Source organism: Micromonospora sp. DH14, assembly GCF_029809455.1.
In the GTDB taxonomy this organism is placed as follows: domain Bacteria; phylum Actinomycetota; class Actinomycetes; order Mycobacteriales; family Micromonosporaceae; genus Micromonospora; species Micromonospora parva.
This window is the reverse complement of sequence record NZ_JARVKT010000050.1, coordinates 1-22,613: the sequence shown is the minus strand read 5'-3', so window position 1 is coordinate 22,613 and position 22,613 is coordinate 1. Positions and strand designations below refer to the sequence as shown.

The window sequence follows — 22,613 nt, the reverse complement described above, 5'->3', positions numbered from 1 at the left end:
TAGCCCACGCTGAGTGAGGTCTGCGGGGGCGTAGCCGGCGGTGCAGTGGCGGGCAGGGGCGTGGCGGGCAGGGCAGTGGCTCGGGGGTCAGCGGCGGCGGGTGCAGACCTGCTTGGACCGGGCCACGGTGTCGGTGGACCAGGCGACAGCGACAGTGAAGCAGAAGTCGTTGGTGCGGTTGAGCGCGTAGATGACGAAGCTGGTGGTGCCCGCCGGCAACGTGGCGAAGATGTTGTGCGCCTGACCGGTACGACCGCCCGCGATGACCACCGGGCCCTCGCTGCCGGCCGGGTACGTCCAGTTCAGCGCGATGCTGTCCCGGTTGTCGCGCAGGGTCACCGCGGTGGGTGGGGTGCCGGGCGACGCCGCGGCGGCAGCCGACGTGGGTGCCGAACCGCCCGGGGCGGGCGCGGTGCTGGCCGGCCCGCCGGCGGTGGGGGAGGCGCTGGCCGGCGGCGGGGTCGGCTCGTCGTCGCCGTCGACCCGAGCCACCCCGGCGATCACCGCTGCCGCACCGAGGAGCACCACGACCACGCCTGCCACCAGCACCGGCACCAGCCGGTTGCGCTGCTCCGGCGGCGCGCGGTGCACGGGCACCGGCAGCAGCCGCGACGGCGTGTACGGCTCAACCGGTGCGTACGGCTCCGACCGCGATGACGAGTCGGGCGTCGCGTGCCGGTCGGGCGGCGGGTACGAGTCGGGCGAGGGGAACGAGTCGGCGGGACGGTGCAGCCGGTACACCCCGGGCTGCTCCTGCGCGCCGCCGGCCAGCCCGACCACCGACGGGGGCACCGGAGGGTCGGCGGGGTGGGGCGGGGGCGCGTCCACCGGTTCGGTCGGCCACCTGCCGCCCGTCGACCCGACCGCCTCGTCGGAGGGCAGCCGGGGGTTCGGAACCGCCCCGGCGTGGTGGGGCGCGGCTGCCGACGGGTGGTGGCCCGAGTCGGTCGGCCCGTCGTCGTGCGGTGCAACGCGGGCGGCCGGTACGACAGGCGTGTCGCGGGCCGTGGGTGGGTTGTCGGCGCAGACGTGATCGGGATTCGCCGCCGCCCGGGCCAGCGCCGCCACCTGGGTGGCCAGCGGGTCGTCCGCGGGCAGGTGCTGCCGGCACAACTCACGGGCGAGCGCCAGGTTGTCGTGCGCCTCGGCGAACTGCCCACAGTCGCGCTGCATCGCCCCGAGCCGCGCCAGCATCTTGATGCCGCTGGGGTGCCCGTCGCCGTACACCTCGCGGTGCAGCTCCCAGGCGTCCTGGAGGCGGTCGCGGGCCACCGTGCACTGGCCTCGCGCGTACTCCACGGTGGCCAGGTCGGCGTGCGCGGCGAGCACCCGCAGCGACTCCGGGCCGTCCTGCGCGGTCAGCTCGATGATGACTTCCTGGTAGAGCCGCGCCGCCCGGGAGTGACTGCCGACCCGGTGCAGCACCGCGGCCAGGGTGGCCGCCGCGGCCACCGTCCGCGGGTCGGCGCGACCGTGCAGGCGGGTGGTGGCCGCGTACGCGAAGGCGGCCCACCCCCGCGCCGAGTGCGGCTCACCGAGGGCGATCAGCACCCGCGCCTGGAGGCTGGCCGCCTCGGCCAGCTCGGGGGTGGCGTTGGCCGGGCGGGGGTCGGCGTCGGTGAGCGCGTCGGAGAGCAGCTGCTGTGCGCCGGCCAGATCGCCGGAGGACACGAGGTGGTGCGCCTGATCAGTCAGTTCACCGAAGCCGGAAGACACGCCCCATCGTGCTCATCCGACGACGGTAAGTACAAGACCCGCGCCGGTGTCGATTGGTCAGGATCCGGTCAGGTGCTCGGCCAGTGTCTCGCTGATTCGGCGCAGCTGGTCGACCTGGGCGGGGCTCAACGCGTCGAACAGGTGTCGGCGTACCCCTTCGACGTGGCCGGGCGCGGCGGCCGCGAGAGTGGCGAAACCCTCGTCGGTGAGCAGCGCGATCTGCCCGCGCCGGTCGGTGGGGCAGTCCTCGCGGCGCACCCAGCCGGCGGCCTCCAGCCGGGCGACGGCGTGTGAGAGCCGGCTGCGGGAGGACCCCGCGGCCTGGGCCAGCTGGCTCATCCGCAGTTGGCGACCGGGGGCCTCGGAGAGCTGGACCAGGATCTCGTAGTACGCGTGCGGCATGCCCGCGTCGCGTTGCAGCTCGCGGTCGAGAGTGTCCATCAGCGCCCGCGAAGCGGTCAGGTACGCGCGCCAGGTGCGTTGCTCGTCGGGGTCCAGCCAGCGGGTCATGACCGCCATCATACCCCTGATGGTTGAATGTTCAACTAAATCGCGCTAGCCTCGGGTCATGGGTATTCATCGGCTCAACCACGCGGTCCTCTACGTCAGTGACCTCGCCCGCAGCGTCGCGTTCTACCGCGACGTGCTGGGCTTCCGCCCGGTGGCGATGACCCCGGACGGCTTCCGGGGCGCCACCTTCCTCCAGGCCCCCGACTCCACCAACGACCACGACCTCGGCCTCTTCGAGGTCGGCGCGGGCGCCGGGCGGTCGACAGCCGGTCGGTCCACCGTCGGCCTCTACCACCTCGCCTGGGAGGTGGACACGCTCGACGAGCTGGCCGCCACCGCCGAGCGGCTCGTCGCGGCCGGCGCGCTGGTTGGCACCTCCGACCACGGCACGACCAAGAGCCTCTACGGCAGGGACCCCGACGGTCTGGAGTTCGAGGTGGTCTGGCTGATCCCGGCCGACCTGCTCGACGACGCCGCGCTGGCTGCCCGCAAGCAGATCGGCCGGCTCGACCTGGACGCCGAGCGGCAGCGCTACGGCGGGCAGACCCGGGGCGGGGTGGGGATCTCCGTCCCGGCCTGACCACCCGTACGGTAGAACGGACCGATGCCGACCGACCGGACCACTGATTTCCTCCGCGAGCTGCTGGTCCGCCAGTTGACGACCTGGCTGCCCGCGGCCCTGCACCGCTCCCGGCGGGCCACCGTCGCCCTCGCCTGGGCTGGCGGCGACGCCGGTGGTGCGGAGGCGGCGCTGCGGGTGGTCGCCGGCCACGCCGCCCAGGTGCGGGGCCGGCAGGTGACCGTGCTGGTGCTCGCGGATGGCGCCACCGACCTGCCGGCCCGGCTCGGCCCGATCGAGGCGGACCTGCCCGCCGAGGTCACCGTGCACCTGCTGCCCGGCGCGCCGGACCGGCTGCCCGTCGCGGTGAAGGCGGCCGGCGCGGCCGGGTCGCCGCTCTTCTGCTTTCTGCACGTGCCCGGTGCGGTGAGCCCGCCCCTGCTCACGGCCGCCGCCAACGGCCGAACCGGCGAGGTGCTGCTGCACGCGGGCAGCAGTGCCCGCGACGCGCTCGTCGCGGTGGGCTTTCCGCTCGTAGCCGAGGTGGCGCCGGTACTCGCCGACGACCCGACGGGCGGCGTCCTCGCGTTCGGCAGTCGCTCGGACCGCAGCCTGGAGGCGGTACGCGACGCGCTCTGGACGGTCGGCGTAAACCTCGGCGTGCGCTACCGTAACCCGGCCGACCCGGCGGGGGAGACGGTCGACGTGGCCGGCGACCCCGATCTCGCGCCGCTGGCCCACGAACTGCTGGCCGAGTTGCGCCGGGGCGGGCCACGGTCGGTCACCGACCTGCGCCGGCACACCCTCACCGCGACCGTCTACCGAGCGAAGGACACCGTGCGGACGTTGACCACGCTGCTGCGCTCCGGCGCCGTGGTCCGCGAGCCGGAGCACGGCCGGCTCGGCGGCGACGTGTCGATCATCCCCGTCCCCGACGAGCCGTCAACTGCTTGACCACGATGGACGCCCCGGTGGCGATCACGCCGATGCTGAAGACCATCTGCGCGCAGACCACGACCCGGGCGATCTGCCCCTGCGCGTGCACGTCGCCGTAGCCGATGGTGGTCAGGGTGGCAAGCGCGAAGTAGAGTGCGTCGATCCTGCTGTGCAGGCCGACGAACTCGCCCGTGCGGTTGCTCGCCACCACGTAGTCGGCGAGGGCGAAGGCGATCACTCCGGCGACCAGGGCTACCGCCAGCCGGATCAACGAGCGGGCCTCGGCGTCGCCGCGCGGCGGTCCGGCGGCGAGTTGCCGGCGGACCTGGCCGGTGACCAGCGCTGCCACGACGCTCACCACGAGCAGCGTGCCGGCCGAACGGAGCACCATCCGGAGCGCGTTCGGGTCCTGCTCTAGCGGAACCAGGAAGTAGCCGAGCAGCAGCAGCGCGCTGGTCGCCAGGCCACGCCGCTGTTCCCGCCGCCAGGAACCCTCCTCGCCCATGCGGCGATTCTGCGCCCGCCATACCGCCGGCATCCGGGGAATGCCCATTCCGGCCGTACGCGGGCCCGACACGCCGAGCGGGGTGCCGGTGAATCACCGGCACCCCGCTCGACTCCCGGGACGTTTACGACCGGGCCTTGTCCTGCTTCCAGGACAGCGGACCCGGCAGGTCGACGCGGTGTGCGCGCGCCCTGGAGTTCCAGGACCAGCGACCGATCTTGATGCTCCACGAGGAGAAGCCGTTCTCGGTGAAGTTCAGGATGATCGGACCGTACTTCTTGCGCTTGCGAAACATGAGGCCCATCGGAGCGCTCCCCTCGTCACCGTTTCCCTGCCGTGTCGAGATCGAACATTCCCGAACCGGCAACTTTTGAAACCCGCTCGCTGTCCGTCCTGGACGGTGCCCATCCGACGCTGATACCCCTATCAATCAGATAGGTGTTGCGGGGCGGTAAACGCTGCTAGAAGGGCCCCGTAACATCGGTGGCGATAGAAGTCTCATCTTCTGGAAGGCCGTTGACCGCTCGATCCGGTGCCCGGCAGCATGGGGTCATGTCGCAGCGGGATGAGCTTCTCCTCACCGCTCGTGTGCACATCGACCTGGTCCGGCACGCGAGCGCGCTCTGTTGAGCTGACCGGTTCATCCGGCCCGGCTCCAGCGCCGCACTCCCACCGCCCGCCCGCTCAACGCGGAGCAGCGTGCGTGCCCGTACACCCTCATCCGGGCGTCCCCACTCCCATCGTGGACAGATCAGGAGACTCCTCATGTCCCCACCCCGTCATGCCGTTCGGCGTACCCTCGCCAGCGCTGCCGCGCTGGTCGTGCTCGCCGCCACAGCCGGATGCGGCGGTGCCGCCACAGCCGGCGGCGACCAGGTCAGCGAACTGCGCTACCAGGGCTCCGTCGGTCAGGTCACCCTCCCCGAACTCGCCGCCGACCTCGGCTACCTCGGTGACGTCACGCTCACCTGGATCGGCAACGTCACCGGTGGTCCGCAGGACATCCAGGCCACCGCCACCGGGCAGAGCGACTTCGGCGGCGCGTTCAACGGCGCCATCGTCAAGCTCGCCGCCGCCAACGCCCCGATCACCGCGCGGTGACCGAACACATCGGTCTCATCGCCACGGTCTCCACCACCTACAACGAGCCGTTCCACACCGCCCGCAAGTTCGCCTCGCTGGATCATCTCAGCGGCGGCCGGGCCGGCTGGAACATCGTCACCTCCGCCCAGGAGCGGGAGGCGGTCAACTTCAACCGGGACAGCCACCCCGCGCACGCCGACCGGTACCGGCGGGCCGCCGAGTTCGTCGACGTGGCGATCAAGCTCTGGGACAGCTGGGAGGACGACGCGCTGGTCTTCGACACCACGGCCGGGGTGTTCGCCGACACCGACCGGGTGCACGAGGTGGACCACCGGGGGACGGAGTTCCAGGTCCGTGGCCCGCTCAACATTCCCCGCCCGCCGCAGGGCCGGCCGCTGCTGGTGCAGGCCGGGTCGTCGCCGGACGGCATCGCCTTCGCCGCCCGCTACGCCGAGGCGGTCTTCACCGCCCAGCAGACCCTCGCCGACGGGCAGCGCTTCTACGCCGAGCTGCGCCGGCAGGTCACCGCCGACGGCCGGGACCCGGACCTGGTGAAGATCCTGCCCGGCATCGCGCCGGTGATCGGCGGCACCGAGGCCGAGGCGCGGGCTCTCGCCGCCGAGCTGGAGGAGCTGATCGTCCCCGAGTACGCCCTCGCGCAGCTCTCCGGGATGCTCGGCATCGACCTGACCGGCCTGCCGCTGGACGGGCCGCTGCCGGAGCTGCCGGACTCCGGCACCGTGCAGGCCCACCAGAGCCGCTACCAGCTCGTCACCGACCTGGCGCGCCGGGAGAAGCTCACCGTGCGGCAGCTCATCGGCCGGCTTGGTGGCGGTCGGGGTCACCGGGTCGTCGCCGGCACGCCGGAGCAGATTGCCGACCAGATCGAGCTGTGGTTCACCCGGGGCGCCGCCGACGGGTTCAACATCATGCCGCCGCACCTGCCCGGCGGGCTCGCCGACTTCGTCGACCACGTGGTGCCGGTGCTGCGCTCCCGAGGGCTGTTCCGCACCGAGTACACCGGTCGGACGCTGCGCGAGCACTACGGGCTGCCCCGACCGGCCAGCGCGTACGCCGCGTCCGCCCTGGTGTCGGCGTGACCACCGTGGAGCGACCCTCGGCGGGCACCGTCGAGCTGCGACCGGTCAACGGGGACCTGTTCCGCGCGCTGCTGCGCCGGCAGGCCACCAGCGTCACGGTGGTCACCGCCGTCGCCCGCGGCACCGACCCGGCCTGCCTGGGTGGGATCGGCGCGCCGATCCGGGCGGGGTTCACCGCCACCTCGTTCACGTCGGTGTCGCTGGACCCGCCGCTCGTCTCGTTCTGCCTCGGAACGGCGTCGTCGAGTTGGCCGGTGGTGGCCCGCGCCGAGCACGTCGCCGTGCACCTGCCGCGACGGCCCACGCCCCGCTGACCGCGATCCTCGCCGCCGACGTGGAGTTCCACCGGCGGCTGCCCGAGCTGTACCCGCACCGCCCCCAGGCCCGGGACTGGCTGGCGGACCGGGCGGCCCGGGTGGAGCAGGCCCGGTTCAACGCCACCCTGCAGATCGGTTACCTGATCGTCGGTGTCCGCGCGGCGGGGCTCGCCGCCGGACCGATGGCGGGCTTCGACGTCGCTGGCGTGCAGCGGGAGTTCTTCCCCGACGGTCGGCACGAGGTGTTGCTGCTGCTCAACCTCGGGCACTCCGGCCCGGCGGCCCCCCGGGAACGCCTGCCACGGCTGGACACCGGGGAGGTCATCCGCACCCTCGACGACTGAGCGGAAAAACGGCGGGTGGTTCGCGGGTCAGGGCCTCGACTCGGTGGGTCGGTCCAATGGCGCGAGATCGATGGGCGGTCGTGCTGTCGAATCAGGCCCGCACGATGCGGGCGATGCTGGCCCGGATGGGCGCGTAGTGCTCGGCGATGGCTGCCTGCAAACGCGCCACGTCCCCGGCGGCAACCGCCTGCACGATCGCCCGGTGCCGCTGGGCGGTGATCAACCGGTCCTCCTGCTCGGTGCGCAGGGTGGGGGCGACGATGGCCTGCACCTGCCAGAACGCCTCGGTCAGTTGGAGGATCAGGTCGTTGCCGAGGGGTTCCAGCAGCTTCACGTGGAAGGCCCGGTTGACGTCGAGGAAGTCCATGCCCTGGGCGGCCAGGCTCTCCATCTCGTCGGCGAGCGCGGAGAGGGCGGCCTGGTGCTCGCTGTCGAGGGCGGCGATGACCTGGGCCGCGAGCCCCTGTTCGAGGGTCTGCCGGACGTCGACGACCTGCCCCAGCACGTGATGGTCCTCCTCGCCGCTGAGCAGGCCGCGGAAGGTCAGGCCCTCCACGAGGGCGGCGAGGGACATGCGGCCGACGAAGGTGCCGTGCCCGTGCCGCACCTCGACGATGTCGAGGGCGGAGAGGATCTTGACGGCCTCGCGGACGCTGGAGCGGCTCGCGCCCACCGCCTCGCACAGCTCCGCCTCGGTGGGCAGGATGTCCCCCGGCTTGAGGCGGTTGCGCAGGATGTACTCCTTGATCTTGGCCCCCACCTCCTGCCGGCGGGGACCGGGGCGCTCCGCACCGCGTAGCGGGGATGCGTCAATGGTCGTCATCTGCCACTTGCCCTTCGTTCACGGATCTGACACGCGCACCCTGCCGGCATCAGATGTCTGACGTCAGACCCCATTATCTTCGAATCCCTCTGCGCGAGCAGCAACGCGAGCGCATGAAGAGCCTATGGAGGTAGCTACGTGAGCACCACCATTGAGGCAAAGGAGAGTCGGCGGTGGCCGGCGGCTGGTGTCAGCGCGGCTCCCACGCGTCGGGCAGCGCGGTGAGCTTGCGGACGTGCGCGGGCAGTCGACCGCTGACGATCTCGGCGAGGCTCACCTCGTCGACGACCCGCCGCACCGCCGCCCGGACGGCCACCCACAGGCCGGGCAGGTTCTCCGCCGAGCCTTCGTAGCTGGTCTCCTCGGGGCGCAACCCGCGTACACCGGCCAGGGGGCCCTCGACTGCGCGCAGCACCGCGCCGACCGTCACCTCGCGGGGCGGGCGGGCGAGGGTGTAGCCGCCCTCGGCGCCGCGTTGGGCGCGGACGATGCCGGCCCGGCGCAGATCAGCCAGGACCGCCTCCAGGAACTTGCGGGGCATGTCCTGCTCCGCGGCGATGGCCTGGGTGGACAGCAGCGAGGGGTACGCGGTGGCGAGGCTTAACGCCGCCCGTACCGCGTAGTCGCCGCGCGCGGAGATCTGCACCCTGTCATCATGCCCGGCCGGTGACGCCCGGCCCTCCGGCGGGCGGCAGTGGTCTCATCGGGTGTTCACCGTTGGCGGAGTCACCGGCGCTGCCGAGGCGGAATCTGCCCCCGTTGGGGGCCGTCGACTCAGCCGGCGGTCGCTGTCGGATCACCCGATTGGCCGCCGGTTGGTCCCGTGCGGACCGGAACGCGCCGGGGCTGACGCCGACCTCGCGGGTGAAGAAGCGGCCGAAGTTCGTGGGTTCGGAGAAGCCGAGCCGGCGGCCGATCTCGGCGATCGGCTGATCCGTGGTGGCGAGCAACCGGCCGGCCTGCAACGCGACCCGCTCGTCGATGACCTGCTTGGCGCTGCGGCCGGTGACGGCCAGGCAGGCCCGGGTCAGGGTCCGCACGGAGCAGCCCAGCTCGGCCGCGTAGTCCTCGACCCGCCGGGTGTACGGATAGCCGTGCTCCACCTCGCGGCGGAACCGGTGGAACGTCTCGTCCTCGGGCCGCGACGACGGCCGGTCGGCGTACGGCAGGGCCAGCCGCAGCAGCAGCACGGCCAGTTGGTGCCTCAGCAGCACCCGGGCGGTGGGGCCGTCGGGGTGCCGCCGACAGTCCACCGCCAACTGGCTCACCTCGCTGATCACCGCGTCCTCGTCCTCACCGGCCAACTGCCGCCAGGTCGCGGTGGTGCTCAGGTCGACGTCGAAGTCGCGCAGCGCCTCGGGATCCCAGGCGACCACTGTGGCGTCGAACTGGGGGCCGGCGCAGCGCAGCACCTGGCCGGGGCGGACCCGCAGCAGCGTGCCGGGCCGGCACAGCAGCAGGTGAAAGTCGAGCTCGGCGTCGCCGTGCCCACGGGTGGTGAGAATCAACAGCTCCCGCTCGACGACCACCGGCCGACGCCAGCCGGGGTCACCGGCGAGGTCGGCCAGCGCGAACGTGGCTATCTCGTCGGGCACGCGAGACGCCGTTCCGATCGATGGCGCGGGGGAGGGATCGGTGGAGACCATCGCCTGCGACGGTAGCCCGAACCGCAGGTCACCGCATCCCGGTCACCGTTCGGAGCGGAATCCGCAGTGCGCCCCGGGCTTGTTTCGGTCCCGGCGGCCAAGCTACGTTACCCGACGGTAGCGCCGCCGGTCCGCGGTCCGCCCGGCATTCGCCGGCCACCCCGACCGGTCGGCGGCCCCCGCCGACTCGCGATGGGATGGGAATGACGCAGCTGTTCTCGGTCGAAGGTAAGACGGTCCTGGTCACCGGCGGGTCGCGGGGGATCGGGCTGATGATCGCCCAGGGCTTCGTCCGGGCCGGCGCGCACGTGATCATCTCGTCGCGTAAGGCGGACGTCTGCGAGGCGGTCGCCACCACCCTCTCCGCCGAGGGGCGCTGCGAGGCAATCCCCGCCGACCTCAGCGACGACGCCGGCGCCGAGACGCTGGCCGCCGCCGTGCGCGAGCGCTTCGGTCGGCTCGACGTGCTGGTCAACAACGCGGGCGCGACCTGGGGCGCACCACTGGAGGACTACCCCGAGGCGGCGTTCGACAAGCTCTGGGCGGTCAACGTCAAGGCCGTCTTCCGGCTCACCACCGCGCTGCTGCCGGCGCTGCGCGCCGCCGCCAGCGCCGACGACCCGGCCCGCGTGATCAACATCGGGTCGATCGACGGCATCCGGGTGCCGATGATGGAGGTGTACGCGTACTCGGCCACCAAGGCGGCCGTGCACATGCTCACCCGCAGCCTCGCCCACCAGCTCGCCGGCGAGCAGATCACCGTCAACGCGATCGCCCCCGGCCCGTTCGAGAGCAAGATGATGGCGTTCGCGCTCGACGACCCGGCGAGCCGGGCCGCCATCGAGCAGCAGGTGCCACTGGGCCGCATCGGACGCCCCGAGGACATGGCCGGCACTGCCATCTACCTCTCGTCACGCGCCGGCGCGTACCTCACCGGCGCGGTCATCCCCGTCGACGGCGGCATCACCACGCACGGCTGAGCACCGGCCGACCCGGGGCGCGCTGTCCGCGTACCCGATGGGGCGTGTGCCGGGGCCGCGCGGACTCGGCAGATCCGCGCGGCCCCGGTGTGGCCGGTGTTGCAGTTTTCGGTTGGTCAGCGACCGGCGAGCAGCCGGTTCACCGCCGTGTCGACGTCCAGGTGCTCGGCCTCACGGCCGCGCGGGACGACGACGTAGGTCCGTCGAAGGAAACGCACCAGGACGCTGCGCGGCACCTCGAAGAGGGCGTTGCCGTCCGGTGACGAGAGGGCCAGCGCGACGAAATCGCCGCGCGGTGTGGCCCAGGGCCAGACCCGCACATCCCCGATGCCGGCCGGCTCGTCCAGGCCGGTGACCAGAAGTTCGCGAGCGAACGACCAACTCACCGCCTCGCCCCCGGCCGATTCGGCATGGAACAGGACATGGACCGCATACGGGTCAGCAGGGTCGTAACGCAGACTGGCACGCACCGGCAAGGCGGTGGCGTCAGGTGCGACGAGCCTTAGCGACGTCTCGACCTCTACGGTCGTCGGTCGGATGACACTCATGGACGTTCTCCCCCCGGCACCGCTGCGGAACGCGCGTGTCCCGCTTTTCCCATACTCAGGTGCTACTCCTGGCTACGCTCCGCCATACGCTGACTTCACCCAGTGGTGGGAAGGGGGACGGAAAGGCCGCGTGAATGTGAGCATTCATGTAGGATTTCCGGTTCTGCCCAGTGCGTGATCCCGCCCGGCATCGGGTGGCTCAGTCGTCGACTTACTCCGGTAACGTCCAGTCGGCCGTTGCAGTGACGGGCCCGAGCGACACTGGGGGGTGAAATGGTGACGAAGCAATCCTCAGTGGATGCGGCGGCGGCGCCCGGCCCGCCGAAAGTCGCGGTCCGAGCAGCCGAAAAGCGGGGGTACGGAGTGCCGATGAAGCAGCCCGAACGGGCCGGTCGGCCGGCGTCCGACGCCGGTCGTTCCGGTGGCGATGACGCCGGTGCCGGTCGTCGTGGTGGCGCCGGTGCGGATCGCGGCAGCGATGCCGGTGGCGGCGTCGTCGCCGTCCAGGACCCACCGCGCCGCCCCCGCTGGCGCGAGCGGATCTCACTGACCCTCGACCTCATCCGCGCCAACCCCACCGGCCGGATCGCCCTCAAGATCTTCATCGCGATCGCCGGGGCGCTGGTGGTGACCATCGGCATCGCCCTCATCCCGCTCCCCGGGCCGGGCTGGCTGCTGGTGATCGCCGGCCTGGGCATCTGGGCCGTCGAATACCACTGGGCGCGCCGGCTGCTCGGCTTCACCCGCCGCCACGTCCACGGCTGGACGCGCTGGGTGACCAGACAGTCGCTGGCGGTCCGACTCGTGCTCGGCTCCGTCGGCCTGGTCTTCGTGGCCACGGTGGTCTGGCTGTCCCTCAAGTACAGCCTCGGCATCGACGTGGCGGCCGAAGCGATGCGGTACCTCGCGACGCACTGACCCCGGATTTCCGGTCCGGTTCCACGATCGGGTAGAGTCAACGGCGCTGAGGGCGATTAGCTCAGTGGGAGAGCGCTTCGTTCACACCGAAGAGGTCGCTGGTTCGATACCAGCATCGCCCACCCTCTATATACGCAGGAAAGGCACCCTCGATGAGGGTGCCTTTCCTGCTGACTGGCCTGTCGGCCATGGTCATGAGTCAGCTATGAGTCAGCAAACGCGTCGCGGACGCGCTGATCTCGTCCCTCGGACCGGTGGGTGTAGAGGTTGAGCGTGGTCGACGGCCGCTCGTGTCCCATGACGCCCTGTACGTCGGTGACCGGCACGCCACGCGACACCAGCTCGGTTGCGAACGAGTGCCGCAGGTCGTGAAAGCGCAGGCCACCGGATGCCATCTTGGCAACGTGCGCGATGGCCTCTCGCTCCGTGGTGAATTCCGCCGTCCACTCGATACCCTCCGAGTCGTTCCACGCGGCACGCCACTTGAAATGGCCCATCTTGTCGACTCGACCGAGCAACCCTGCGCGGACCAGCGACGGACGCCATACCCGAGCGCGGAATAGCGTGCGGCGAAGCGGGCCGGCACTGGAATTGGTGAACACCTCGCCGCGTGGACCGGCAGGAAATGCCTCGCGGTGCGCGGCGAGCAGCTCCGTCGCGAAGTCGGGGACTGGAACCGTGCGCCGCCCGGCCCTCGACTTTGGGTAGGGCTTCATGGTGACCGTGCCTGCCACCTCGACGGCTACGCGTACGACCGTGACGGCCGCTGCGTCCAGGTCCAGGGAGTCCCACCGCAGTCCAGTGCACTCACCCCACCGGAGTCCGGTGCCGCCAGCAAGCGCGACTAGCGCTCGGTACCGATCCGGGACGGCCGGCAAGAGCCGGCTCACGAGGTCTGCTCGCGGCAACACCTGTTCGTCTGTGTCCTTCTTCCGGCGAACCGGCACCTTCACCCCGTCGCACGGGTTGGCGCCGATCAGTCGATCCCGGCAAGCGGCTCGCATGATGCTCGACAGGAGACGGAAGCACTCCGCCACGGTGGCAGGAGAGCGCCGGGTGCCAAGGTCGGATATCCAGCTCTGGACCGAGAGGAAGTCGATCCGCGACAGCGGCACGTCGGCCCAGCGGGGAAGCACGTGGGTCCGCAGGATCGATCCGTCTCGCGCCTTGGTGGCCAACTCGTCATTGCGGGATTCGCGCCACCGTTCGGCGTACTTGCCGAACGGCAGGCGACCAGCGTGCGGGTCGACATAGCCGCCGCGTGAGATGGCTGTCTCGGTCTCGGCGAGGAACGCGGCGGCTGCCTTGCGGGTCTTGAAGGTCTTGGCTTTCTGCCTGCCAGTGCCGTCGCGCCAGTTGGCGCGGAACGTGCCGGCGGGTGTCTTGATGATGTGTCCCACGGTTGTGGATCTCCTTGCGTTGGTGACGGTGTGCTACCTCTGGCGCGGCCGGCGGTCGACCGTGCTAGCAGGGCTTGCGGGGGTGCTGGTTCGCGTTCTGGCGGGTTTTCCGGGCGTTGGTGCTGGTGGGCTGCTATCTGCTAGATCGCTGGTGGCGTCGGCGGTGTGCTGCTAGCAGAGCTGCTATCGCTAGCAGGGCGGGGTGCTATCGATTGCAGCTCTGCTAGGTCGGCTCGACGCCACCGGTTCGTGACGGAGCGTGTTTGTTGGGAGGTGCGTCGTGGTCTGGCCTAGCGATGGCTGGAACACAGCGGCGGGGTGTTCCAGCGGGGTTGTGGGGGCGCGGTCTGGTTGGCCGCTAGTCGCTAGGTCGCAGGGTGGCGGGGTGGTGAGCCGCTAGCGGTGCCGCTAGGTCTAGCGGGTGGTGGGGCTAGACCTAGCGGCACCTGGCCGGTTACGCGCCGTGGCGGTGTTGGCGTTGCTCGGCGCGTTCGAGGCGTTCCAGTTCGGCGGCTACGTCTTCGGTGCTGGCCTCGGGCAGGTCGTCAAGCCAGCGGTGAAGTCGGCCCTTCGGGATGAGCCACCGGCCGCCGAGTTTGATCGCGGGGATCTCACCGGATCGGACGAGGGCGTAGGTGGAGCCGAGGGAGAGCGACAGGATCTCGGCGGTTTCGGCGACGGTGTAGACGGCGGAGACGACGGGGGCGCGGGTGCCGGTGGTGGGGATGCCTTCCGTTGTGGCGGGGATGGGCCGGTGGGGGAACGGGACGACGTTGCTCACGGGTGCTTCCTCCAAGGGGTAGCGGCTGCTGCTGGTCGGTGAAGGGCTGTAGGGCGGGCTGTCGGCGGGTCGGCGGTGTGGGCCGCTACCGCTACCCGGCGGGGTTGGCGCTGGCCGGGCGGGTAGCGGCCGGGGTAGCGCTGGCGCTACCTGATGGCAAGCCGCTACCTCGGGTTGGTGGGTGGTCGCGGTCGCGGGCGGTGGTGGCCGAAGGGGTGGCCGGTGGCCCGGTTCGGCGGGTTGGTGGTGGTGGGCGCGACCCGCGACCGTGGCGGGTTGGTGCTGGCCGGTCCGGTCGCGGCGGGGGTCGCGTCGGCGCGACCGGTCGCGGGCGGGCCGCGACCCGGCGGGGTGACGGTTGCCGCCTGGCCGTAACGCAACGCCCGCGGTCGAGCTGGCAGCGGGGGTGACAACCGGGGTTGTCGCCAGGTGGCTTCCGTCGTCGGGGTGGTGTCTCGGCCGCTGTGGCGGTTCCTGCCGGCCCTTGGGGCGATGACCGTCCGGTGTGGAGGGTCGGCGGGGCGGTGCGGCAGAAGGGCGTAGGGCGGGCCGCTCAGTTGCCTGTAGGGCCAAGATTTTGGCTTGGTCGGTGTAGGGCGTAGGGCCGGATTGCCTGTGTAGCTCTCAGCGGGCCGTTTCCGCGCTGGCGGATGCGTCGTCGAGCTGGCCGGCGCGGTGACAACCGGGGTTGCGCCCAGACGGCTTCCGTCACCCTGCCGGGCCGGCGGGAGGGGCCGGGAAGCGTTGACACGCTGACAATCGCCGTTCGGTGCGACGTTTCCGCAGGTGAGAGGGGCCGCAAGGGTGTCAACGGGGGGCGTTGACAGGCGCTGACAGGCGTTGACACTCGGGCTGGCCGGCGGGGTGCTGTCAGCGCTGTCAACGCCTGTCAACGGGGGGCGTTGACACCCGCGCGGGTGCCGTGACCTGCGGAAACGTCGGCTGTCGGGGCGATTGTCAGCGTGTCAGCGCTTCCCGGGGTTCTCCCCGGTCGCCTGTCGCCGCCGGGCGGCATGGGGTCACGTCGGTCGGTTCGCGCTGCTGCGGCGGGGGCGAAACCATCTCCGCATCTCCGCATCTCCGCACACAGGTCGTTAACCAGCGGATATACCTGCGGAGATTGAGTCCTGAGTCAGTTAGTCATCTCCGCAAACCTCGGGTATCTCCGCAGCACGACGAAGATCATGCGGAGATGCGGAGATCGGTCTTTGTCGACCGGGGAATCTCCGCAACCTGTCTTCGCAGCTCAGAGCGGGTTTCTGCGGAGATGCGGGGATGCGGAGATGGTTTCCGAGGTTCCGCCCGGACAGCCAGTGCGGATCATGAAGCGCGGCAATGGGGCGTCGGCGCTGAGCTGTTCGTGCGGACCCGGTTCACCATCCGGCCGTCATGCTGCGGGGATGCTGTTCAGGTGAGCCGGTGTCTGCCCGGTGGTGGGTGGGTCTGAACCTCTGCTGAAACACTGGTGCACGGGTCTGAGCTGGTGACCGGCCGAAGAGTGTTTCAGCCAAGAAGGGCCAGCCCACGGCGGACGGACACCCGGGTACGAAAATCTGCCCCGTCAACTCCTGATAGTGAGTCCGGCGAAGCCGGGCCTATCTGCTGTTCAGCCGGTGACGGCCGTGCCGTGCCAGCCCTACGCGGGTCGCCGTGACGCCAGCACGGCGACCCGATGGAGTTGTCAAAGAACAGAAGCCCGGCGGCGTGCCGGCTGGATGGGACCGGGTTACCGCCCTGCGGCGAAGCCCAGCGCTCCCGCTAGCCGAGGTAGGTCAACGCGCGGCACACGGGCCGCCAGAGCGGCAAGGGCTACAGCGAGCCGGCCCGGCCGCCGCACAGCCGGCGCGCGGCCAGCGGCCCGCAGGAACACCTGCGGGAGTTGACCGGACTTGCGCTGGTTGCACGGCCGGCAGGCCAACACAAGGTTCATCAGCGCCCACCCCGGCAGAAGGCTCTGCGGGATCAGGTGGTCGACCGTCGCGGTGATCAAGGCCGGGAACGGGTGGCCGCAGTAGAAGCAGCCCGCGCCGTCGCGGTCGGCAAGCGCCTGCTTGATCTGGCGCATCCGCCGGGAGTTCGGCCGGGCCATCAGGCCACCGACCGATCGAGGTTCGCGCCGAGACGGGCGGCCAGGCCGCTCACGTCCCACGCCACCGACACCGCCCGCTCCTGGCGGCGCTGACCGCAGCCCCACACCTGCCGCTCACGCTCGTTGAGCGCCTTGACCAGCGGGTCACCCCGGCCGACCTTGCCGCCGTTGATGTCCAGCAGTTCGGTGTAGCGCATGTTCACGTTGCGGGATGCCTCTTCCCGCGCCTGCACCTCGGCCACACCGAGACGCGCCACGCCCTGAACGGCGTACCCGATCCGCTGCTCACTGCTCAGCTCGACCCGCTGCGTCGGCATGTCCGACGCGGCCAATGCCAGCGCCACCGCCTGCGCACCGAGCACCGACGTGACCAGCACCCGCAGATACTCCACGTCCGCGCTGTCGCTCGCCGGGACCGCAGAGATAGGCTTGACCTGCATCTTCGTACTCCGTTCGTCAGGCGGGACGTTGGGTGCACGACCTCGGCGGGCTGCCACCTGCCGAGGTCGCTGTTTATCCCCCTTAACCCTGGGTGTCCAGGGGGGTGATGTGACGTAGACAACCATGGTGGCTGGGGAGTGTCAACCCCCCTCAACATTCGTGGTTAGGCGGATGGACCTAGCCTGGCGCGTTTGCCCGGCTGGACTGGCCTACACTCTGGTTAGCCCCCTTGACGGAGTGGAGAGGCGAAGTGGACGACCCAGCGGCACTAGCCAAGATCGCTGACCCGCGAGAGCGAGCGAGCGCGGCTCACCAGCTCATCGACGATTACCAGGCGGCAATCGGAGAGCTATCGCGGATTCGCCGCGAGAGTCTTGAGGAGTTGCTTTCTGGCGGTATGACGCAAACGCAGATTGCCGACATGCTGCACATGTCTCGTTCTCGGGTATCGCAACTACTTTCGGCCGGACTGCGTCCTGAGCGAGCGTTCCTCGGGGCGGGCCGGCTGACGGTTTCAATCGGTGGTAAGCAAGAGGTGGGAAGAAGTGACCCCGGCGACGTTATTTCCGCCGAGAGCTTTAGCGCCTACAACACTCTTGCGGAACTGGCTCGGTCTGTTGGCCTTGATGCTGGGTATGAAGTTGTCCCGCCGCCGGGCCATGTGCACCTGAATCGACCTAACTTGATTGTCATGACCTCCCCCCGGCTGCTTCCCTTTCTCGGGCAGATTATGGAGGCTGACCCAAAACTTCGGTTTGTATCCGATGAGCGCGGATGGTTCATCAAGAGCGCTGATACCGATGAGGAATATCGGTCACCCCGTGACAGCGGGCATAGTGCGGACTATGGATACATCGGTCGGTTGCCGCGCCCTGATGGCAAGGGGAGCTTTCTTTACCTCGCGGGAATTCACGCCCAGGGAACGTTGGGTGCCGCTCATTTCATCGCGGATAACATTGGCCAGCTCTACAAGGAACTGAAGAACCGGCGATTCTCGACGGTTGTCAGATCCGAGTATGACGGGAAGAAGCTGCTGTCCGTCGAGCGGGTTACGCCGCTATATCGTCACGAGGGCGGCAACTAATGCGCGTGTTGGCCGCGTCTGAACCGGCGCTTGCTGACGCGTCGAACGAGGATTGGTTTTCGGCGTCTCCCGGGCTAGTCGTGGTGCTCGACGGGGCAACGGCGCGGACCGATACCGGTTGCAGGCACGGGGTTTCCTGGTACGCCGCCCGTCTCGGCGCAGCAGTGTCAGGGCTCGCTGTAGATCCGGAAACAACCCTTGCATCCGCGCTCTCTCAAGCCATAGAGGCGGTTGCCAAGCAGCACCCTGAATGTGATCTGACGAGTCCGGGCACGCCTTCTGCCGCCGTCGCGCTTCTTCGTGCGGACGCTACAGACGTTGAGTTCCTTGCCTTGGGAGACGTAACGATCGTTCTTGACGAGACATCGGGACTGCAAGTGATTACCGATGAGCGGGTCGACCAAACGGCGAGGGCGCAACGGAGAAACGCTGACCGCTTCCCTATCGGGTCGAAAGAGAAGCAAGCGGCGCTAATTGAGATGAAGCATGCTGAACTGGCGGCACGCAACCAGCCGGGCGGTTTCTGGGTGGCTGCCGCAGATCCCTCAGTCGCACAACATGCAATCACCGGATCGGCTCGGTTGGCGAATCTCCGGCAGTGCGCGGTACTCACCGATGGTGCGGCTCGCATTGTGCGAATGTTCGAACTGCTCGACTGGCCCGGCTTGCTTCGGCTCCTGAACCAGGAGGGGCCGCATGAGTTGCTAAGGCGCGTGCGTGAGGTTGAGCAGCACGATCCGGTGGGGGCGCGTTGGCCGCGTAACAAGCGAAGCGACGACGCCACGGTGGTGCTGGTGCGATCGTCAGCAGAAAGTCAGCTAGATGGCTGACAGGCGGCAGCAACAGACGACAACCGTTGGTAGGTGTTGGCGTCTCAGTGACACTCAACAACAGTCGTCGGTAGATGGTGATCCTCTGTAGCCGCGTTCACACCGAAGAGGTCGCTGGTTCGATACCAGCATCGCCCACGCAGGTCAAAGGCCACTTCCCGGAAACGGGAGGTGGCCTTTCTGCTGTCGTACAGCAGCTAAGTACAGCAGCACGGCTATTGCGTTAGTGATTCGCCGAGGCGCTTGAGTGCGTCCCTGGTCGCCTTCGATGAGACCTGGGTGTAGATCTCCATCGTTACCGAGAAGCGGGCGTGCCGGAGGATCTGCATGGCGACTCGGGGGTGGACGTCCAGGTCTGCCAGCAGCGTGGCGCAGGTGCGGCGGGCGTCGTGGACGGTGATCGAGCGGACCCCTGCTTTGTCGCACCGGGCTTGCCAGGAGCGCTGGAAGTTGCGCGGCTCGATGGGTGTGCCATAGCGGGTGGTGAATATGAGGTCGTTCTCGTGCCACGCCTTTCCAGCGGTTGCTCGGGCTTCGTCACGCTGCTCGCGTCGCAGCTTCATCGAGGTCAGGCAGATGTCGGGCAGGGGGAGGGTGGCGTCGGACGCCTGGGTCTTGGTGTCGCGGTGCAGGAGCTGCCCGCGTACGCGTTGCAGTTGGCGACCGATGGTCAGCTCCCCAGCGTCGAGGTCGACGTCCTCCCACGTCAGTCCCAGGGCCTCGCCCTTGCGCAGGCCGATGACGAGGACCAGGGCGTAGGCGGCGTAGAGCGGGTCCTCGTCTGCGCGGGCCGATTCGAGGAACTTGCGCGCCTCGTCGCTCGACCAGGACTTGCCTCGTCGACGGCGGACGGTGGCGAGGGTGACCGGCACGGCGGGGTTCTTGGTGATGAGGTCTTCGGCCTGGGCGTGAGTGAGGGCGGCCCGCAGTGCGGCCCGGATGTCGCTGACCGTCCGCGTCGACGGGACGGCCTGACAGCAGCGACCGGCGGCGCAGCAACGGCGCTTCTCCTTGGGCCGTGCGGCGTCCTTGCCCTGAGCGCAGCACTGGCAGGTGCGGGCCACCTGGTTGATCCAGGTCTGCACGTCGCGGGACTGGAGCCGGTCGAGCCGCTTTGCGCCGAGGCCGGGGGAGATGTAGCGGCGGACGAACGTCTCGTAGGTGGCGTAGGTCAGGGGCGCGCGGTTCGGCTCGACGATCTCGTTCAGCCAGTAGGTGAGGAAGCTGCCAACCGTCGGAACGCTCGTCGCCACCGGCCCGGCCTTGGCCTGCTGGTGCAACTTGATCCACTTGTCGTGCACTGCTTCGCGGGTCTTGCCGTAGACGTACTTCCGGGTGCGCCTGCCATCCGGCTTGGTGACCCAGACGTACGCGGCGAAGCCGTTGCGGTAGGGGAAGATGGAGCCTTCGCCGTTGGCTCGTGCGCGTGCGGGCATCCGGCGGCCTCCTGACGCTCGACCTGTTCGCTGATGTAGTCGTCGACCCACTCCGGGAGGACTCGGCGGTACTTGCCGTCCTTGATAGAGCGCAGCTCTCCGGTGGCGATCTTCATCTTGACCTTGGAGATGCCGAAGCCAAGAAGGACGGCGACCTCGGCGGGGGAGTACCAGCGGGGGCGGAGGTCGTGGTTCATGCGGCGACCCCGGTAAGCCAGGCTTCGTGGGCAAGCTCTTCCCGAGCGGTGCGTCTGGCCTGGCGGCGCTGCGCGGCGGCGGTGTTGGCCAGGAGTGCGTCGCCCTCGCTGAGCCACCCGGAGCCGGCGTAGGTAAGGGTGCCGATGGTGAAGGTGCCGGGGTTGTCGTCGTCTTCGACCCGGTAGGTGGCGCGGGTGTCGCGGAGTAGGCCGAAGGTGACGGAATAGCGGCGGGCCTTGGTGAGGAAGTGGCCGCCGAAGCCGAGCATGTGCGCCCAGCGGCGCAGCCTGGCGTAGGCGTTCGGTTGGGTGTCAAGGCTGCCTTGACGGTCGCCAGCCGTTGTGGCGCCGCTGGCGGTGTCGGTGCTGGTTGGCCGTCCGAGGTGCCAGCAGGCGTCGATGAGGCGTCCGAGGTGGTCGCCTTCGGGGTCGGCGTAGTCGTCGATGGTGGCCGGGGTGAGGCGGGGGAAGGAGCGCCCGGTGGATTCGGTGGCCTTGGTGGCGTACTTGGCGAGGTAGGCGGCTACCTTGCCGTCGGTCAACTCGCCGTTCGCGGCGTTGATCCGTCGTACGTCGACCTGCTCGCCCCAGGCCACCACCCAGCCCTGCGGCCGGTCGGGATGCGGCGGCGTGGTGGCGGCGATCTGCCGCGCGACGGCATGGATTGCGGCGTCCAGGTCGTCGACGGTGATGCCGGCCGGTGGCGGAACGAGAGCATGCGGGTCAGGGCCGACGCCATCGAGGCGCAGCAGGGCGTGGAAGTGCACGGCTGCCCGGCGCTGCATTTCGGCGACCTTGCCGTGCGACACCCGCACCGGTGGCACCCGGCGCACTTTGCCGGAGCCGGTGACGACCTCGACGAAGGGGATGCCGCGTCGGCGGCAGAGGGCGACGAGATGACGTTCGATGGCCTGTTTGGTGCGTCGCCACAGCTCGCCGGAGAAGTAGTTCCAGACGGTTTGGTGTTGGTGGTCGTAGCAGTCCAGGCACAACGGCTGCCCGAGCCGCGGATCGTCGGTGTCGTGGCGGGCGAAGCACGCCGCGGCTTGTCCGTGCTGGCAGGTACCGGCGGCACTTCGGGCGCGGCAGGGAGCGGGCCGGCAGTCGCAGCGCTGCCGGGCGGCGCAGGTATGGCGAGCGACGTGCCGGTGGTGGACCGCGCCGAAGGACGGGGCGGTGAAGGTGGCGAAGACGACCGGGTGTCGGGCGACCGAGTCGGGTACGCCCTTGCCGCCGGTCAGGCCGCAGCGGACGACCTGGTAAGCGTCACCGGCGTAGACCCAGGCGCAGTCATGACACTGCGATTCGCGGCGGTTACCGCACGCCTTGTAGAGCGCTTGGTCGGGCAACTCATCGGTCCGGATTTGGCCGGTGATGCGGCCTGTGGTCGTCTCGACGGCTGCGATGGTGCCAGTGAGGCGGATTGGCCGGGCACAGCCGCCGGCAGCGGCGGTGTGCTTAAGCCAGCCGGAGAACTCCGGCGTGGCCGCACGGTGCAGGGCTTGGGCGTTCCGGCCGGCGGCGACGCCGGGCCGGTGCAGGGTGAGCGGGGTGGACACGGTCTTCTCCTTGGGGGGTGGCAGGGACGGGAGACAAAGCACCACCAGCCATGGAGGTTGGTCCGCTGGTGGTGTTCGTCGTGTCTCTGGCACCGCCGGGAGGGCGGCTGACGCCGGAGGGCGGGTTCGTGGTGGTGCCACGTCCCGCCGATGGTCTTGTCCTCTCGCGCTCGTCGAGCTGGTAACGAAGGCCGGCACAGGCGGGGAGCCTGGGATGTCGGCACCCGAGCGTTTGCCGCAGGCTGTCCCCACCCGTGTAGGTGTGCGAATCCGGGCCATCGTGGACGGCAGTGAAGCCGTGCTGGGCCGTTCAGCGGATTCGGAGAACCGGCGCGGTGGCTGGTGCGATCGGGAGCCGGCGGGACGTGACCCGCATCAGCGGCGAGAAGGCCGCGCGGCATATCCGAGGTCGAGTCCAGCGATCCGGCAGGAAGGCCGCGCTGGCGTGCTCGACGAGCGCCAGAGTAGCACCGGGTGCCGACACGTCAACCTGCCGTGATGTCGCCGGATGGAAGTCGGGCGGCCGGCTACCGGCAGTGTGGGAGGACTTTCTGTACGTCTATCAAGGCGGCCCTGAACGGGCCGCACGCGCCGCCGCCTGGGCGCGAGTCCGACGCTCCGCTGTCGCTCCACGCCGGCCACGCAACACGCCCGGCGGCTGGCGCGGACAGCGGGAAGCCCGGGGGCCGGTGCGCTATCGCGAGTCCCTGGAGCCGGACCACGACTTCGATCTGAACGTGCTGAGCGTGCAGCACTACAGCGTCGCGGAGGCCGCCGCCTTCCTGGGACCGCGCGTGGGCCGAGCCACAGT

The 22,613-nt window shown here is 70.0% G+C and carries 24 protein-coding genes, 1 tRNA gene and 3 pseudogenes; 13 read left to right on the top strand and 15 right to left on the bottom strand.

Features of this window, described 5'->3' with window-relative positions:
• Window positions 1–87 precede the first annotated feature (87 nt).
• Together QCZ28_RS32945 and QCZ28_RS32940 are read right to left on the bottom strand one after the other, a co-directional pair.
• Window positions 88–1,716, bottom strand: coding sequence for a tetratricopeptide repeat protein (locus QCZ28_RS32945; protein ID WP_279520280.1), 1,629 nt, complete (start codon window positions 1,714–1,716; stop codon window positions 88–90).
• A gap of 57 nt (window positions 1,717–1,773) precedes the next feature.
• A complete protein-coding gene (locus tag QCZ28_RS32940; RefSeq protein WP_279520283.1) occupies window positions 1,774–2,235 on the bottom strand; it encodes a MarR family transcriptional regulator in 462 nt (153 codons plus the stop codon).
• Window positions 2,236–2,284: 49 nt separating this feature from the next.
• Between QCZ28_RS32940 and QCZ28_RS32935 the strand changes: the two genes are divergently transcribed.
• Both QCZ28_RS32935 and QCZ28_RS32930 read left to right on the top strand, forming a co-directional pair.
• Window positions 2,285–2,806 (top strand): VOC family protein, encoded by a 522-nt coding sequence (locus QCZ28_RS32935; RefSeq protein WP_279520279.1) that lies wholly within the window; start codon window positions 2,285–2,287, stop codon window positions 2,804–2,806.
• A gap of 24 nt (window positions 2,807–2,830) precedes the next feature.
• Window positions 2,831–3,739: a hypothetical protein gene (locus QCZ28_RS32930; RefSeq protein ID WP_279520278.1), complete on the top strand. Its 909-nt coding sequence runs from the start codon at window positions 2,831–2,833 to the stop codon at window positions 3,737–3,739.
• Here the strand turns inward: QCZ28_RS32930 and QCZ28_RS32925 are convergent.
• Complete coding sequence (locus QCZ28_RS32925) at window positions 3,705–4,226, bottom strand: potassium channel family protein (protein ID WP_279520277.1); 522 nt, start codon at window positions 4,224–4,226, stop codon at window positions 3,705–3,707. The genes QCZ28_RS32930 and QCZ28_RS32925 overlap by 35 nt on opposite strands.
• A 124-nt stretch (window positions 4,227–4,350) precedes the next feature.
• Window positions 4,351–4,530, bottom strand: coding sequence for a DUF4236 domain-containing protein (locus QCZ28_RS32920; RefSeq protein ID WP_279520276.1), 180 nt, complete (start codon window positions 4,528–4,530; stop codon window positions 4,351–4,353).
• Between the two features lie 461 nt (window positions 4,531–4,991).
• Here QCZ28_RS32920 and QCZ28_RS32915 point away from each other — a divergent pair, with 461 nt between their 5' ends.
• From QCZ28_RS32915 to QCZ28_RS32900, 4 genes and pseudogenes are all read left to right on the top strand, one after another.
• A complete protein-coding gene (locus tag QCZ28_RS32915) occupies window positions 4,992–5,327 on the top strand; it encodes a hypothetical protein (RefSeq protein WP_279520275.1) in 336 nt (111 codons plus the stop codon).
• Window positions 5,324–6,409: an LLM class flavin-dependent oxidoreductase gene (locus QCZ28_RS32910; protein WP_279520274.1), complete on the top strand. Its 1,086-nt coding sequence runs from the start codon at window positions 5,324–5,326 to the stop codon at window positions 6,407–6,409. The genes QCZ28_RS32915 and QCZ28_RS32910 overlap by 4 nt, the downstream gene beginning before the upstream one ends.
• Window positions 6,406–6,699, top strand: a pseudogene (locus QCZ28_RS32905) (flavin reductase family protein); the annotation flags it as partial. The gene QCZ28_RS32910 and the pseudogene QCZ28_RS32905, both read left to right, overlap by 4 nt.
• 44 nt (window positions 6,700–6,743) lie before the next feature.
• Complete coding sequence (locus QCZ28_RS32900) at window positions 6,744–7,070, top strand: hypothetical protein (RefSeq protein WP_279520273.1); 327 nt, start codon at window positions 6,744–6,746, stop codon at window positions 7,068–7,070.
• Window positions 7,071–7,161: 91 nt separating this feature from the next.
• Here QCZ28_RS32900 and QCZ28_RS32895 read toward each other — a convergent pair whose 3' ends face one another.
• The 3 genes from QCZ28_RS32895 to QCZ28_RS32885 form a co-directional block, all read right to left on the bottom strand.
• Window positions 7,162–7,893, bottom strand: a complete 732-nt coding sequence (locus QCZ28_RS32895) for an FCD domain-containing protein (RefSeq protein WP_279520272.1) — start codon at window positions 7,891–7,893, stop codon at window positions 7,162–7,164.
• Window positions 7,894–8,083: 190 nt separating this feature from the next.
• The gene (locus QCZ28_RS32890) at window positions 8,084–8,539 is read right to left on the bottom strand and encodes an Rrf2 family transcriptional regulator (RefSeq protein ID WP_279520271.1); all 456 of its coding nucleotides are present in this window, start codon (window positions 8,537–8,539) and stop codon (window positions 8,084–8,086) included.
• A 7-nt stretch (window positions 8,540–8,546) separates the two neighbouring features.
• Complete coding sequence (locus tag QCZ28_RS32885; RefSeq protein ID WP_279520270.1) at window positions 8,547–9,539, bottom strand: AraC family transcriptional regulator; 993 nt, start codon at window positions 9,537–9,539, stop codon at window positions 8,547–8,549.
• A gap of 203 nt (window positions 9,540–9,742) precedes the next feature.
• Between QCZ28_RS32885 and QCZ28_RS32880 the strand changes: the two genes are divergently transcribed.
• Window positions 9,743–10,519, top strand: a complete 777-nt coding sequence (locus tag QCZ28_RS32880) for a glucose 1-dehydrogenase (RefSeq protein ID WP_030333678.1) — start codon at window positions 9,743–9,745, stop codon at window positions 10,517–10,519.
• Between the two features lie 116 nt (window positions 10,520–10,635).
• Here the strand turns inward: QCZ28_RS32880 and QCZ28_RS32875 are convergent, their stop codons facing one another.
• The gene (locus QCZ28_RS32875; RefSeq protein ID WP_007457244.1) at window positions 10,636–11,067 is read right to left on the bottom strand and encodes an SsgA family sporulation/cell division regulator; all 432 of its coding nucleotides are present in this window, start codon (window positions 11,065–11,067) and stop codon (window positions 10,636–10,638) included.
• Between the two features lie 273 nt (window positions 11,068–11,340).
• Here QCZ28_RS32875 and QCZ28_RS32870 point away from each other — a divergent pair, with 273 nt between their 5' ends.
• Complete coding sequence (locus tag QCZ28_RS32870) at window positions 11,341–11,985, top strand: TIGR02611 family protein (protein ID WP_279520269.1); 645 nt, start codon at window positions 11,341–11,343, stop codon at window positions 11,983–11,985.
• A 50-nt stretch (window positions 11,986–12,035) separates the two neighbouring features.
• Window positions 12,036–12,107, top strand: a tRNA-Val gene (locus QCZ28_RS32865).
• 81 nt (window positions 12,108–12,188) lie between these two features.
• On the opposite strand, the gene QCZ28_RS32860 is transcribed toward QCZ28_RS32865, so the two are convergent.
• Window positions 12,189–13,385, bottom strand: coding sequence for a site-specific integrase (locus QCZ28_RS32860; protein ID WP_279520268.1), 1,197 nt, complete (start codon window positions 13,383–13,385; stop codon window positions 12,189–12,191).
• Between the two features lie 454 nt (window positions 13,386–13,839).
• On the bottom strand, window positions 13,840–14,166 hold the full coding sequence (locus QCZ28_RS32855) for a helix-turn-helix domain-containing protein (protein WP_279520267.1): 327 nt from the start codon (window positions 14,164–14,166) through the stop codon (window positions 13,840–13,842).
• Window positions 14,167–14,319: 153 nt separating this feature from the next.
• Here QCZ28_RS32855 and QCZ28_RS32850 point away from each other — a divergent pair, with 153 nt between their 5' ends.
• Window positions 14,320–14,541 (top strand): hypothetical protein, encoded by a 222-nt coding sequence (locus QCZ28_RS32850; RefSeq protein WP_279520266.1) that lies wholly within the window; start codon window positions 14,320–14,322, stop codon window positions 14,539–14,541.
• A gap of 1,351 nt (window positions 14,542–15,892) precedes the next feature.
• On the opposite strand, the gene QCZ28_RS32845 is transcribed toward QCZ28_RS32850, so the two are convergent.
• Complete coding sequence (locus QCZ28_RS32845; protein ID WP_279520265.1) at window positions 15,893–16,255, bottom strand: HNH endonuclease; 363 nt, start codon at window positions 16,253–16,255, stop codon at window positions 15,893–15,895.
• Complete coding sequence (locus QCZ28_RS32840) at window positions 16,255–16,695, bottom strand: hypothetical protein (protein WP_279520264.1); 441 nt, start codon at window positions 16,693–16,695, stop codon at window positions 16,255–16,257. The genes QCZ28_RS32845 and QCZ28_RS32840 overlap by 1 nt, the downstream gene beginning before the upstream one ends.
• A gap of 251 nt (window positions 16,696–16,946) precedes the next feature.
• Here QCZ28_RS32840 and QCZ28_RS32835 point away from each other — a divergent pair, with 251 nt between their 5' ends.
• Window positions 16,947–17,780: a sigma factor-like helix-turn-helix DNA-binding protein gene (locus tag QCZ28_RS32835; RefSeq protein ID WP_279520263.1), complete on the top strand. Its 834-nt coding sequence runs from the start codon at window positions 16,947–16,949 to the stop codon at window positions 17,778–17,780.
• Window positions 17,780–18,610: a protein phosphatase 2C domain-containing protein gene (locus tag QCZ28_RS32830; protein WP_279520262.1), complete on the top strand. Its 831-nt coding sequence runs from the start codon at window positions 17,780–17,782 to the stop codon at window positions 18,608–18,610. Before QCZ28_RS32835 ends, QCZ28_RS32830 begins: the two co-directional genes overlap by 1 nt.
• 215 nt (window positions 18,611–18,825) lie before the next feature.
• On the opposite strand, the gene QCZ28_RS32825 is transcribed toward QCZ28_RS32830, so the two are convergent.
• The 3 genes and pseudogenes from QCZ28_RS32825 to QCZ28_RS32815 all read right to left on the bottom strand — a co-directional run bounded on the left by QCZ28_RS32825 (window position 18,826) and on the right by QCZ28_RS32815 (window position 21,802).
• Window positions 18,826–20,046, bottom strand: a complete 1,221-nt coding sequence (locus tag QCZ28_RS32825) for a site-specific integrase (protein WP_279520261.1) — start codon at window positions 20,044–20,046, stop codon at window positions 18,826–18,828.
• Between the two features lie 2 nt (window positions 20,047–20,048).
• Window positions 20,049–20,243, bottom strand: a pseudogene (locus QCZ28_RS32820) (excisionase family DNA-binding protein); the annotation flags it as partial.
• A complete protein-coding gene (locus tag QCZ28_RS32815) occupies window positions 20,240–21,802 on the bottom strand; it encodes a replication initiator (protein WP_279520260.1) in 1,563 nt (520 codons plus the stop codon). The gene QCZ28_RS32815 and the pseudogene QCZ28_RS32820, both read right to left, overlap by 4 nt.
• Window positions 21,803–22,167: 365 nt before the next feature.
• Between QCZ28_RS32815 and QCZ28_RS32810 the strand changes: the two are divergent.
• A pseudogene (locus QCZ28_RS32810) lies at window positions 22,168–22,613 on the top strand (hypothetical protein); the annotation flags it as partial.

Coding starts and splice junctions, on each gene's coding strand:
- QCZ28_RS32940 (WP_279520283.1), bottom strand. CDS start 2,235: ATGGCGGTCATGACCCGCTGGCTGGACCCCGACGAGCAACGCACCTGG.
- QCZ28_RS32935 (WP_279520279.1), top strand. CDS start 2,285: ATGGGTATTCATCGGCTCAACCACGCGGTCCTCTACGTCAGTGACCTC.
- QCZ28_RS32930 (WP_279520278.1), top strand. CDS start 2,831: ATGCCGACCGACCGGACCACTGATTTCCTCCGCGAGCTGCTGGTCCGC.
- QCZ28_RS32925 (WP_279520277.1), bottom strand. CDS start 4,226: ATGGGCGAGGAGGGTTCCTGGCGGCGGGAACAGCGGCGTGGCCTGGCG.
- QCZ28_RS32920 (WP_279520276.1), bottom strand. CDS start 4,530: ATGGGCCTCATGTTTCGCAAGCGCAAGAAGTACGGTCCGATCATCCTG.
- QCZ28_RS32915 (WP_279520275.1), top strand. CDS start 4,992: ATGTCCCCACCCCGTCATGCCGTTCGGCGTACCCTCGCCAGCGCTGCC.
- QCZ28_RS32895 (WP_279520272.1), bottom strand. CDS start 7,893: ATGACGACCATTGACGCATCCCCGCTACGCGGTGCGGAGCGCCCCGGT.
- QCZ28_RS32885 (WP_279520270.1), bottom strand. CDS start 9,539: ATGGTCTCCACCGATCCCTCCCCCGCGCCATCGATCGGAACGGCGTCT.
- QCZ28_RS32880 (WP_030333678.1), top strand. CDS start 9,743: ATGACGCAGCTGTTCTCGGTCGAAGGTAAGACGGTCCTGGTCACCGGC.
- QCZ28_RS32875 (WP_007457244.1), bottom strand. CDS start 11,067: ATGAGTGTCATCCGACCGACGACCGTAGAGGTCGAGACGTCGCTAAGG.
- QCZ28_RS32870 (WP_279520269.1), top strand. CDS start 11,341: ATGGTGACGAAGCAATCCTCAGTGGATGCGGCGGCGGCGCCCGGCCCG.
- QCZ28_RS32850 (WP_279520266.1), top strand. CDS start 14,320: ATGGCAAGCCGCTACCTCGGGTTGGTGGGTGGTCGCGGTCGCGGGCGG.
- QCZ28_RS32845 (WP_279520265.1), bottom strand. CDS start 16,255: ATGGCCCGGCCGAACTCCCGGCGGATGCGCCAGATCAAGCAGGCGCTT.
- QCZ28_RS32840 (WP_279520264.1), bottom strand. CDS start 16,695: ATGCAGGTCAAGCCTATCTCTGCGGTCCCGGCGAGCGACAGCGCGGAC.
- QCZ28_RS32830 (WP_279520262.1), top strand. CDS start 17,780: ATGCGCGTGTTGGCCGCGTCTGAACCGGCGCTTGCTGACGCGTCGAAC.
- QCZ28_RS32825 (WP_279520261.1), bottom strand. CDS start 20,046: ATGCCCGCACGCGCACGAGCCAACGGCGAAGGCTCCATCTTCCCCTAC.